The following is a 13,263-nucleotide window of genomic DNA, read 5'->3' as shown; positions in this document are numbered from 1 at the left end:
GTCCAGCAAAAAGATAGAACTTGATTTGCGATCGACTACAGCAATAGAAGGGTGACAATATGATAGCCAACAAGACTTTTAACAAAAATCTATTAGCTTTTGAGCAATCAACAACTAAGACTCCGTTTGAGGATTTACTGATTCCGGTAAATCATCTGACTGTGGAGAACGATCTTTTGGCGTCTGTAGTGCAACCCGTACTCCAACTTGCTCAGGAGAAGCTGCAAGAGTTCGCTAAGACTTCTGAGTTTAGCAATAAAATGGCGATCGCATTCGGGGAAGGAGTAGCTGCGGGTTTACAAAATGCTTGGGAAAATGGGGTATTTAGTTTACCTAAGCTAGAAATTATCTCTGCAACAGAAATTAATGGAGCAAATGGAGCGTTTGCAGGCGCGACAAATACAATTTATTTAGCGCAAGAGTTTCTGCGTGCAAATGTTCACAACTTGGATGCAATTTTAGATGTTTTCTTGGAAGAATACGGTCATTTTGTCGATTATTCCATGAATGATACCGACTCCCCAGGAGATGAGGGAGCAATTTTTTCAGCCTTGGTACAGCAGCAAGATTTAAGTGCAAGTAAGTTATCTCAACTCAAGCTTGAGGATGATAAATCTTTAGTGATTTTGAACGGAAAATTTGTTGAGATTGAGAAAGATGGTAGCTCAACAACTTTCACTAGTGGAAATCCAATTCTAGAAGATTATGACCAGGACGGAGATTTAGATATTCTCTTCAATGGAACAGCATTGACTCCAGAGTTGAAAGTCATCGGTTTCTTTGGTGTCTATCGCAATCTGGGGAATGGGTTTTCTACACCAATTATTAACAACACAACCATTGGCTGGAATCCATCTTTTGTGGAATGGAGCGACTATGACAAAGATGGTGATTTAGATTTGGTTGCCAATGGTGATGATGGTGCTAATAATGCCATCATTCGTTTATATACCAATACAAGTAATGGCAATTATAGCTCTACTCCCTATGCCGAACTGTCAATTTCTTCTCCAGCAGGTAGTTCTTTTAGTAGTGGAAATCCAATTCTAGAAGATTATGACCAGGACGGAGATTTAGATATTCTCTTCAATGGAACAGCATTGACTCCAGAGTTGAAAGTCATCGGTTTCTTTGGTGTCTATCGCAATCTGGGGAATGGGTTTTCTACACCAATTATTAACAACACAACCATTGGCTGGAATCCATCTTTTGTGGAATGGAGCGACTATGACAAAGATGGTGACTTAGATTTAGTTGCCAATGGTGATGATGGTGCTAATCACGCCATTATTCGTTTATATACCAATACAAGTAATGGCAATTATAGCTCTACTCCCTATGCCGAACTGTCAATTTCTTCTCCAGCAGGTAGTTCTTTTAGTAGTGGAAATCCAATTCTAGAAGATTATGACCAGGACGGAGATTTAGATATTCTCTTCAATGGAACAGCATTGACTCCAGAGTTGAAAGTCATCGGTTTCTTTGGTGTCTATCGCAATCTGGGGAATGGGTTTTCTACACCAATTATTAACAACACAACCATTGGCTGGAATCCATCTTTTGTGGAATGGAGCGACTATGACAAAGATGGTGACTTAGATTTAGTTGCCAATGGTGATGATGGTGCTAATCACGCCATTATTCGTTTATATACCAATACAAGTAATGGCAATTATAGCTCTACTCCCTATGCCGAACTGTCAATTTCTTCTCCAGCAGGTAGTTCTTTTAGTAGTGGAAATCCAATTCTAGAAGATTATGACCAGGACGGAGATTTAGATATTCTCTTCAATGGAACAGCATTGACTCCAGAGTTGAAAGTCATCGGTTTCTTTGGTGTCTATCGCAATCTGGGGAATGGGTTTTCTACACCAATTATTAACAACACAACCATTGGCTGGAATCCATCTTTTGTGGAATGGAGCGACTATGACAAAGATGGTGACTTAGATTTAGTTGCCAATGGTGATGATGGTGCTAATCACGCCATTATTCGTTTATATACCAATACAAGTAATGGCAATTATAGCTCTACTCCCTATGCCGAACTGTCAATTTCTTCTCCAGCAGGTAGTTCTTTTAGTAGTGGAAATCCAATTCTAGAAGATTATGACCAGGACGGAGATTTAGATATTCTCTTCAATGGAACAGCATTGACTCCAGAGTTGAAAGTCATCGGTTTCTTTGGTGTCTATCGCAATCTGGGGAATGGGTTTTCTACACCAATTATTAACAACACAACCATTGGCTGGAATCCATCTTTTGTGGAATGGAGCGACTACGACAAAGATGGCGATTTAGATTTGGTTGCCAATGGTGATGATGGTGCTAATAATGCCATTATTCGTTTATATACCAATACAGGTAATGGCAATTATAGCTCTACTCCCTATGCCGAACTGTCAATTTCTTCTCCAGCAGGTAGTTCTTTTAGTAGTGGAAATCCAATTCTAGAAGATTATGACCAGGACGGAGATTTAGATATTCTCTTCAATGGAACAGCATTGACTCCAGAGTTGAAAGTCATCGGTTTCTTTGGTGTCTATCGCAATCTGGGGAATGGGTTTTCTACACCAATTATTAACAACACAACCATTGGTTGGAATCCATCTTTTGTGGAATGGAGCGACTACGACAAAGATGGTGATTTAGATTTGGTTGCCAATGGTGATGATGGTGCTAATCACGCCATTATTCGTTTATATACCAATACAAGTAATGGCAATTATAGCTCTACTCCCTATGCCGAACTATCGATAGCAACTCCCGAAATATTATCTAATAACTGTATTTTATCGATAAATGATGCTGTCGTCATAGAAGGAGAGTTAGCAACTTTTACTGTCACAGTTGAGGGAGATAATCCACAACCAATCACAGTTTATTATTCTACTTCTAGTAACACAGCTAGTATTGGTGCAGATTATGAGTTTACTAATGGAACACTTACGTTTAATTCAGGTGAAAAGACTAAAACAATTACTGTTAAGACACTAACAGATTCTTTGTCTGAAGCTGATGAGACTTTCTTTGTCAATCTGACTACCAGCAATACTGGTGTTACTATTACTGACGACCAAGGTTTAGCAACAATTCAAGATGTTAGTTCTGCAAGCAGCTCTGGTATTTTAAGCTTTAGTAATCCTGAATTTCGTATTAACGAGAATGGTCAAGCTATTGTAGGCGTCACAGTTACTCGTACCGGGGGAAGCAATGGTTCAGTTAGTGCGACAATTACCCTCAGTAATGGTACTGCTATTGCACCCAACGATTACAATAATTCTCCTATAACTGTTAATTTTGCTGCTGGGGATACAAACTCTAAGGTCATCCAAATCCCTATTATTGATGATTCCATAGCCGAAACCAACGAAACAATTAACCTGACTTTAACTAACCCCACAGGTGGAGCAACTTTAGGTAGTCAAAAAATAGCTAATTTAGTCATTGTTGATAATGATGTAACACTTACATCACCAACGCCAGAAATTTATGAGTATTTAGCTAAAGACATTGCCTATAAAACTTGGTCAGTCGGAGCAACTCTTAATTCTTTAGGGTTAGACTATAGCGTAGATGCTGTCTTTGAAGATCCTAATGGCAATGGCTTTTATGGGTTAGGTTTAATTTCCCCAACACTCAAACCTATCCTAGCCCTTCGAGGAACAGAACCAACTGCCAACTTTTTAGCAGATATTTTTGCAGATCTTGAACCGGAAGGTGTTGGTTTTCAACAGTTTCAGTCTCATCAAACTCAAGTAGAAGAATGGTTAAATAAACATCCAAGTTCTGATATTGTTGGGCATAGTTTAGGCGGCGCATTAACTCAATTTTTTGCTGCTGACTTCACTAACAAAGGTGGAGTAATTGGCAATGTTTACACATTCAACTCTCCTGGTATTTCTCAGGAATGGGCAAATAAATTTAATCCTAGCAAAGCGGCAAAAGTTAAACATCACATTGTATCTGGAGATTTAGTTAGCCTTGCAGGTGATGACTATATTAGTGGTGAGTATGAACTATTTAGGTATTCAGGCTTTATAGATTACGTCAAGAGTGCCACCTTGAATAAACACTTAAATCCTATTCTGGCGGCTGAAGTTAACTATGATTCCCTAAAAGCAGAGACAAAACTCTTGAAGCCGACAAATGTTACTTCACAGAAGTTTAGTTCTGTAGATAGTCTTAATAATGAATATTTCACATACTTAGATCCAGAATTTTTTAGTTTTTTAATTGGTGCATTTCTTTTAACTTCTTCTTCTCCCGACACTCAGCTTCTAGTGTCATCTCTACTGTTTCGCTCTACTGTTGAACAGACACGTCAGGATATAGGTAAAAAAGTTTTACCAATTATTGATGAGCTTGGAATTACTGACAATCAAAATACAGGTGGCTCTGTAAAGTTACCCGATGTTAACTTTAAGTTGCTGAACCTTCTAGAAGTTAAGTCCAATAATTTAGGAGCTACTTTTGTTGAGCAACCCGATCGCTTCTTAAAGTTACAAGGTCAAGTAACACTTCCAGATATATTCAACGCCACAGCAGACTTCACAAATAATAACTTTGTCAAGATTTCTTATGCTAAGGATCGAGATAATAAGGAGCAACTGAAGGTTGATGTTGTAGGCTCTATATTTGTTGAAAATATTCCAATTGTTCCTAATATCTGGGAAGTCAAAAGAGCTAGTTTAAGCTTAGATAGCATTCAAAATGAAATTAAAGGTTCTGGCTTACTTTTAATTCCCACGGGGATAGAAATTGGAGGTGGGATGGGTTTTATCAATGGACAGTTTAATTATTTATCCTTGCAAGCTGACCAACTCAATAAACCTATAGGTGCAACTGGAGCGTTCCTCCAGCATATCAGTGGTGAAATCAATAACGTTGCTCCTTCAGACCCAGATCCCATCGAGTTTACTGGTGGGCTTGGCTTCACTGCCGGGCCAAAGATTGATATTTCTGTTCCCTCTTGGTTCGCTGGTGGTGCTAATTTTTCTGGGTCATTGTTCGATATTGACTTAATAGGTAGTCTGAATCAAGAGCAAATTCAAGGTAATGGAAATATTAAGCTCTTAGGAGGTTTAGCTACAGGTCAAGGTAATGCCACTCTCAACTGGAACTCCCGGTTTTTAGACGCAAATCTTAATCTTTCCATTGGAGACATTATCAATGCTCAGAGTAAGTTAAAAGCTGATGCTAACTTCAATTTTGGTTTGGTAACAGATGCCAATATCAAGGCTCCGACAATTGACTTCGAGGTTGATACTGTTGTTTTGGGTAAGAAGAAAATTAATCTGGGCGGACAAGAACTGACCTCAGCTCAGGCAGTTGTGGAATTCACTAATGATAACAACCTAGCCAATGATTTTATCCGTAGTTCAGGTCAAATTGATATCCCCATTATTGGTAAACAAGATGCCGCATTTACTGTTTACTTAAATGGTAGGGCACAAATCAAAATTGGTAATTTCCTCAAAGAAATTAATAGTTTCCGAGTAGATCCAGGTACAAAGTGGGTTATTTTCAACGCTAACTGGGATACCCCTTCAGATAATGTCAAGGTAAAACTTAAGAAGCCCGATGGCAGTATTCTTCAAGAATCGGACTTTGCTAATAGCAGTGATATTTCCGTAGTTAGTAATCTCAGTAGTTCTAAAACCCGTGCCGTGGTAGTTGCCAATCCAGAAGCAGGTATTTGGGATATTAATGTAGTCGATGCAACTGGTTTAGGCGATGTTCAAGCTAGTGCATTCCGCGATTCAGAAGCACCTTCTATTCAAGTAACCAATATTACTGCCAATGCTGATGCTTCAGAAATTGTCATCAACTACGCCGCAACCGATCCTGACTCTGAGGCTCAGATTAGCTTATTTTATGACACTGATGCTTCAGGATATGATGGCATTCTCATGGCTAGTGGCATCAAAGAAGCAGACGGCACAGGTACTTTCAAGTGGAATACTCAAGGCGTTGCTCCAGGTACTTATCATATCTATGCAATGTCTTTTGACGAGAACCATGCCCCTGTTTTTACTTATGCACCCAACCCGGTGCAAATCACAGCACAAGCCGATCTAGCAGTTACTAAAATAGCCAGTGCCGATCGAGTTAACATTGCCGATCGCCTAACTTACACAATTACCATTACTAACAACGGTTCAATAGAATCTCAAGGTATTACCCTATCAGAAACATTAGCCAAAGGTAGCAAATTTGTTTCAGCAAATTTAACGCCTGTAAATCAATCAGAAGATACTCTCACCTTTGATTTGGGTAATTTAGCCACTAGCGCCACCAAAACTGTTGAAATTACTGTTACTGCACCAAGTACAACAGGCATCATTAGTAGCCGGAGCCAAATTAACAGCAAAACTTTTGATCCCAATGCAAACAATGATTTTGTAATTCTAGATACGGCTGTAGTTGACGAAGCTGTAGCTAATGGAATTGCCAAATTTAACGAAAATCAAGTTTTTAGCCTAGGAGGGAAAGCTGGACAAACCAAACAATTGCGATTAAGTTTTAATTCACAAAATACTAATTTTGTCAATGAAATTGGATTTTTTACTGTTGATGACGATCGAGGCACGATCGAGGGAGTAACTCCAGATAATTCCAATTATCTGGCTACTGCCCTAAAAAGTTCTCAAGTCATCTTTTCTGCCCTTCCGAATAACGTTCTGAAAGGAGTTGACTTTACCCGTCAATTCAACCTTGATAGCAGCGATCGCTTGGTATTTTACTTAGTTCAAAATAGCACTACAGATACGATTTTAGCTGACCTAGCAGCCGGACGAACTCCTGCAAATATATTATTTGCTATTCCATCTGCAAATCAGAATGGTTTTGCACCTCTACAGGTTTCTAACTTAGAGAACGAAGCTTTTACCCTAGCTTGGAAAGATACTTTAAATAGTAGCGATACTGCCTTTAACGATCTGATCTTGAATGTAGAGGTTGCAAATGAAAAACCTACTGCTATAGGTACGGGATTACAAGGCAAGATAGAACTAATCGATCTCAGAAATTTAGGGACATTAGACGCAAGTTTTAAAGTAGCTAGCGAAGCAGCTTATAACAATACTATTGGATGGTATGTTGTTGATGATGAAAGCGGAAGTATTGGTAACTTACGTCCAGGGGATGTAGGTTATGCTCAAGCGGCGATCGCACAACGTAGCCTTGTAAACTTGAATCGCAATGGTAAAGATTCTGCCAAATTAGAGGGACTGCTTGCACCTTATATTATTGCAGATAGTTCCATTGAAAAATTCTTAGCAGAAAATCCTCATAATACCGCCGACAAAGGTGCAATGGCTTACTTTGCCTTTATGGCGGCGAATCCAGACGGTGTAGATCACATTCGTCAACTTGGAGATAACACTTTTGGTTTTGAAGATTTATTTGCTGGAGGTGACAGTGATTATAATGACATAATTCTGCAAGTGAATTTTGCTTAGGAAATTACAAACTATCAAATAATCTGACACTAGAGGAAGCTTCACTAAATTTATTGAATATGACCACCGTTTTACAGATTGCCAACAAACAATTAACGAGTGAAGAATTAATTTCTTTTTTGACTCGTTCTCATCTCTTACCGCAAGTTCTCAAGGAAGTAATTATCGAACAAGCGATCGCATCAATTGACTATACTCCAGATGAACTTTATGCTTTTTGCCAAAAGCTTCAGGAATTAAACCAAACTCCAGTAAATTCTCAGCCTAATCTGGAGACTTTCGCCGTTCATCAACTCAAAATTCATAAATTTCAAAAAGCTAACTGGAGCGATAAAGTTGAATCTTATTTCCTTTCTCAAAAACCACGTTTGGAAAGAGCTGCTTTCTCTCTAATTCAAATACCTGATGGCGGAATTGCTCAAGAAATCTATTTTCGCCTAACCGAAAATGAACAAAGTTTTGCAGAATTGGCAAAACAATACTCTCAAGGTTTAGAAGCACAAAATGGTGGATGGGTTGGTACATTAAAACTCTGTCATCTTCATCCCAAATTAGCTGAAATTCTCCGTAGCAGTCAGCCAGGAGAAATTTCACCCCTTTTGTACTTGGACAAAATGTTTATAATTGTGCGTCTCGAACAGTTTATTCCTGCCCAATTAAATGAGCAAATCCGGCAGGAATTACTGCAAGAACTATTTGATAATTGGTTGAAAGAGCAAGTTATTCAATATAAAGATTCTGTTTGCATAGACAATCTCTCTGATGCTGCTAGTGTTGTTGAAAATCCCGAAAATATGCCAAGCAAATTAGCAGAAACAAACCCGGAATCTGGCGCAGCAGATATTTCACAAACTCTACCAAATATGCCAGAAACTAACTCTCTCCTAAATTTAGAACTAGAGAAACCAAAAACGCGATATATCTCTTTATTTTCGCAGTTGCAAAAAACGAAATTTACAGTAGTTGTATTTCTAGGTTTGCTAATAGGAGGGTTTGGCGGCTTTTATCTTTCGAGCCACAATCTACCTTTATCTTATGCAACTTTAAGGCCTGCGGCTCCAAAAACTAATACTTCTTTCTATACGGCGGTAAATTTAGCAACTAAAGCAGCAAATCTGACTCAAGTCGCCCAATCGCCAGCACAGTGGGAACAAGTGGCACAATCTTGGAAAAGCGCGATCGCACTTTTAAAGTCCCTTCCCAAAAATCATCCTCATTACACTGTCGCCAGCCAAAAAATTAACGAATACGAGCGCAATTTACACTACGTCCATAAATATACCCACAATAAATTCCGTCTTGCTGTTAATCATGCTACAACTGCGGCTAACTTAACTCAAACAGCTTCTAAGAGCGAAGATTGGAAAGTTGTGAGCAAGCATTGGCAAGGTGCGATCGCGTTAATGAAATCCGTTCAATCCACTAGTCCTCAATATTCTGTTGCAAAGCAAAAAACAATTGAGTATCAGCACAATCTCAACTACGCTCAAGGAAATATTTTGAATTATTGACAGTCTCTTGAGTGCGCAGATTTCGCTTTGCTCGTTTACGCGAAAAACGGAGAGAGGGGGGGGTTTATAGATATCATCAATAATTAACGGGGCTTGCCAAACCCACCCCTACTTAACAATTTACCCATCCACAGTCAATTTGACTTGGACAATTAAATCGTTGAAATCCCAATCGCTACCTGCCCCTGTGATATCCTCAAAGCCAAAGCAGTTATTACCAAGTAGGCGAATATGATTACTTTTGTCAGAATTTGCGCCTAAAAATGGACTGTAAACGGCAAAGTCTTCAGAATTACTACTTAAAATTGCCTCTACAGTGCTATTGGCAATAATAAAAGGTGCAAATAGCCAACCTGATTCAAAATTGCCTGTGAAACTTGCTTTACCTTGGTTTTTCACCTTCAAATCAATACCGTCAACACGCGAGCGAAGCATGGCTTTAATGTAGCCTTTATCGCCTGGACGGAAGTCAATCTTACCATCGTTGTCACTATCAATACCTCCATTCTCATCATTTACTCTACAGAAACCAACTAAGTTGTCATAAGCAGCTTCTCTGTTAATGACAAACTCGGCTTTAACTTTAGTTTTGACTTCCCGCAAATCGATGAGTTCGCCTTGATGTTTTCCTTGAAGTCCTATACCTAGAGGTATTTTTTCATTAGTTTCCTTAATCTTCAGCCTTAAATCGCTACCACCAACAGATACTCCCTTCCAAGTCAGAGAAAACCCTTCAACTTCTGAGCTTTCTACTTTGACATTCGTAGCGGAGGAAAAAACTACCTCAGAGAAGGAGGTTTTTCCAGACAGCACAGCATCAGTGCTGCTGTTGCGTATCATATAGAATCTCAGGTTTGCGCCTGAGTCAAATTCTAATAAGCTTCCCAAGTCAGCCGGATTAAAACCATCAGGTGCATTGGCAATAGCAGAACAAACTATCTTTGCTCGTTTGAGAGCTACTTCTGCATAACCTGCTGCATCCGGAGCAATACCGTCAATCTTACCTTGAGCATCGTCAACGATAAAGACACCTATTTCATCAACTACTTTTGAAGTTTTGCCTTCAATTTTGATTGAGAGTTTGGCTTTATCACCTTTAACTTTACTTTTGACAGTAAAGATATTCTCCGTAATATTGGTGAAATTAACAATCGTTGTTATTTGGTTAATTGCCGCAAATCCTAAATCGTTAACATTAATCGCCAATTCTTTCTCAAAGGACTCTCCTAGAGAGTCAGTTGTGCGCACGCGGATATTGTAGGTAGTTTTAGTTATGGAAGATTTGATTTTGAGGCTATCCCCATCGATAATGAATGCATCATTATCAATATCGCCAGTGCCTGCAACTAAATTGAAAGTATACTTGGTGTTTTTATCTAAGTCAGTGGTTTTTAAAACACAGATGGCTTTTTCATCATCATCACTACTACTATCATCATCATCGCCGATCGCATTAAATATTAAGTCTGTAGGCTCAGAGTGCAGCACTGAGACTCGATCGCTATCAGGATTCACTACAACTAAGTCAGGTTTTTCGTCACTGTTTAAGTCTCCCACAGCCACGTAAGCTGAGGATGTTTCAGCTGTGAAATCGATGGCCGTATCAAAACCTCCATTACCATCATTCAAAAGCACGGAGATGTTGTTAACATCTGTATTTTTCCCCACTACCAAGTCAAGTTTGCCGTCACCATTGATGTCTTCTAAGACGACAGAATTAGGACTTGTCCCGACTGTGAAATTGGTATAAGTGCCAAAACCACCATTACCATCGTTTAATAGCACCGAGACATTGTTAGAAGCATAATTCGCTACCACCAAGTCAAGTTGCTTGTCACCGTCGATGTCTCCGATCGCGATCGCAGAGGGTTGTGTTCCGACTGTGAAGTTGGAAGAAGTATCAAAGCTGCCAGTACCATCGTTCAAAAATACTGAAACGTTATCGTCATCAGCGTTCGCTACTACAAAGTCCAGCTTTTGATCGCCATCTATGTCTAACAATGCGATCGCAGAGGGTTTTGCCCCGACTGTAATGTTGGTAGGAGTAGCAAAGCCGCCATTACCATCGTTCAACAAAACTGAAACGTTGTTGTCATCAACATTTACTACTACCAAGTCAACTTTGCTGTCACCGTCGATATCTCCAATGGCGATCGCAGAAGGTGTTGTCCCGACTGTGATGTTGGTAGGAGTAGCAAAGCCGCCATTACCATCGTTCAACAAAACTGAAACGTTGTTGTCATCAGCGTTCGCTACCACTAAGTCAAGATTTTGATCGCCATCTACGTCTTCTGAGGTCAGAAAAACTGGATTAGTGCCGACTGCGAAGTTGATAGCAGTACCAAAGCCATCATTACCATCGTTCAACAACACAGAAATGTTGCGATCGGCAGAGTTCGCTACTGCTAAGTCAAGTTTGCCGTCTCCATTTAAGTCTTTCACTATTACAGAAGAGGGACTTGAACCGACAGGAAAGTCGTTGGCACTTGCAAATGATATGCTCATGATTTCTTTAATTAAGAGTGTGCTGGTTTCCTCACACTTAGCTCACCTGATAATTAAGAAAATTAATATTCTTCATTAAAATTGTGAGGAATACATCATTCAGATTATTGCGGAAATAAGAAAACACGCTTCCGTGAACACACTATAAACGCCATATCGTGGTAATTACGCAAAGACAACAGCCTTTCTATCCGAAATAGAGGATTGCAGAGTTGTATGTAAATTGTGTTATCAACATTGTTTTCAAAGCTAATAACTAGTATCGATAACAAAAATATCTAAGTGTATCTGCATTGTAATCATCTTATGCAGATAATTGAGAGTCCATTTTAACTATTAAATGACTAACTTAAATATCGATCTAAGATTATGTTAACCCTTAAAAAGATATCAGCAAAAACCAACATTTCGAGCAAAAATTGTCATAGATTTGATGAAAATAACTTGCTACAAGTTTATTTTTTTCAACTATTGATTGAGAGCTTAGAGGACGGTATTTTAATTCTCGATGACATGGGTAAAGTAGTTCATGCTAATGCATCTGCCTATCCAATGTGTACTCAACTACAGCAAGAATATGGTCATCAAAAGTTTATGCATTCAGTCATCTGGCAGCTTTGCCAGTCGTTAATTGATAAACAACACTTGAATGCCGATAATCCGATCGTTCTCTCTGATGAAATTGTTGTCAATCCGTCAAGTATTTTTCGTATCCGTGTTAGATGTCTGAATTTAAAAATTACGCAGATGCCTCATTTTCTAGTAACAATAGAAAATTCTCATGAGTCACTAAAAAACATAGCGATCGCTGAAGTTATTAAATACGATCTAACTCCGCGCGAAGCTGAAATTTGGTCTTTATATAGAGGCAATTATAGCTATAAAGATATTGCTGCCAAGCTGTACATTACTATCAACACTGTCAAGAAACATATGAAGAATATTCACGCTAAACGACAAGCATATCTAGAAGCACAGTAGTACTAAATTTTCTACCGATCGGCTTGAGAAAATTTAAATGTAGCTCCCTGGTACAAAATTTGCATAGATAGTATTATTCAAAAATCAAGAATATTCATCCAAAAGCCAGAATTTCTATAACTACTCAAAAGAGTAGCGAACAGGCAATTTGAGCATTTATAATTACTGAAATCTTCTTGATTTAACAGTTGAATTCAGAAACTATTAGGGATTTTTAGCAGGATTTTGGATGCGTATTAATGTGTTAGAAATCTGCCGTTTCAAATCATTATCATTTTGCAGATCCACAGTAATTTTATTGAAACGCTCAATAGTAAGGCCGTTATCTTCTACTATTTTTTGGGAATGTTTACAGTAATTAACTGCGATATCTTGAGCTTTTTTTGGCAGAGTACTTATACTTTTGGAGTCATTACAAACTATCTTGGGAATTTCGCGATCGCCCATCAGTTTTTTAATTTCGTCAAAAGCTTGTTGACGTGCTGGTTCCATTGCTAATACAGCTTGAGCATAGCTGACAATTTCATTACTGTTAACTGGTTGTGGAGTTTGAGCGTTAACTTTACCACTAACTATGACGCTGGCAACTATACCAGCAGTAGCGATCGCACTGTAAGATAAACTTTGCGAAAGCATCTTTTGTAATTTTCGTTGGCAAAACAAATCAGCAATGTTCTTCATATAGCTTGTAACACAGAACTAGACTAGGGATATGTTAATTGCTTTGAATTATTTTAAGAGTAAGAAGTTCCGCAAATTCCGCAATCCATGAAATTTTTATATAATCTCTCAAATTTAGAGAT

5 protein-coding genes are annotated in these 13,263 nt (G+C 38.7%); 3 read left to right on the top strand and 2 right to left on the bottom strand.

The genetic code is table 11. The annotated features are described in order from the left end of the window. Positions 1 to 59 precede the first annotated feature (59 nt). Positions 60 to 7,463 carry an FG-GAP-like repeat-containing protein gene (locus AACU33_RS00695; RefSeq protein WP_096586579.1) on the top strand — a complete coding sequence of 2,468 codons (7,404 nt, stop codon included), beginning with the start codon at positions 60 to 62 and terminating at the stop codon, positions 7,461 to 7,463. Positions 7,464 to 7,522: 59 nt separating this feature from the next. Further along, positions 7,523 to 8,974 carry a peptidylprolyl isomerase gene (locus AACU33_RS00690; RefSeq protein WP_096586578.1) on the top strand — a complete coding sequence of 484 codons (1,452 nt, stop codon included), beginning with the start codon at positions 7,523 to 7,525 and terminating at the stop codon, positions 8,972 to 8,974. A gap of 120 nt (positions 8,975 to 9,094) precedes the next feature. On the opposite strand, the gene AACU33_RS00685 is transcribed toward AACU33_RS00690, so the two are convergent. Beyond that, complete coding sequence (locus AACU33_RS00685) at positions 9,095 to 11,479, bottom strand: FG-GAP-like repeat-containing protein (protein ID WP_096586577.1); 2,385 nt, start codon at positions 11,477 to 11,479, stop codon at positions 9,095 to 9,097. A 369-nt stretch (positions 11,480 to 11,848) separates the two neighbouring features. On the opposite strand from AACU33_RS00685, the gene AACU33_RS00680 reads away from it, so the two are divergent. Beyond that, on the top strand, positions 11,849 to 12,460 hold the full coding sequence (locus tag AACU33_RS00680) for a helix-turn-helix transcriptional regulator (protein WP_096586576.1): 612 nt from the start codon (positions 11,849 to 11,851) through the stop codon (positions 12,458 to 12,460). Between the two features lie 204 nt (positions 12,461 to 12,664). Here the strand turns inward: AACU33_RS00680 and AACU33_RS00675 are convergent, their stop codons facing one another. After that, complete coding sequence (locus tag AACU33_RS00675; RefSeq protein WP_096586575.1) at positions 12,665 to 13,141, bottom strand: DUF4168 domain-containing protein; 477 nt, start codon at positions 13,139 to 13,141, stop codon at positions 12,665 to 12,667. Positions 13,142 to 13,263: the final 122 nt, after the last annotated feature.

The organism is Calothrix sp. NIES-2098, from assembly GCF_963875125.1.
In the GTDB taxonomy this organism is placed as follows: domain Bacteria; phylum Cyanobacteriota; class Cyanobacteriia; order Cyanobacteriales; family Nostocaceae; genus Aulosira.
This window is presented reverse-complemented; position numbering and strand designations above follow the sequence as displayed.

Bases quoted from the DNA above. Each gene is read 5' to 3' on its own strand.
- AACU33_RS00675 (WP_096586575.1), bottom strand. From the start codon at position 13,141: ATGAAGAACATTGCTGATTTGTTTTGCCAACGAAAATTACAAAAGATG.
- AACU33_RS00685 (WP_096586577.1), bottom strand. From the start codon at position 11,479: ATGAGCATATCATTTGCAAGTGCCAACGACTTTCCTGTCGGTTCAAGT.
- AACU33_RS00695 (WP_096586579.1), top strand. From the start codon at position 60: ATGATAGCCAACAAGACTTTTAACAAAAATCTATTAGCTTTTGAGCAA.
- AACU33_RS00690 (WP_096586578.1), top strand. From the start codon at position 7,523: ATGACCACCGTTTTACAGATTGCCAACAAACAATTAACGAGTGAAGAA.
- AACU33_RS00680 (WP_096586576.1), top strand. From the start codon at position 11,849: ATGTTAACCCTTAAAAAGATATCAGCAAAAACCAACATTTCGAGCAAA.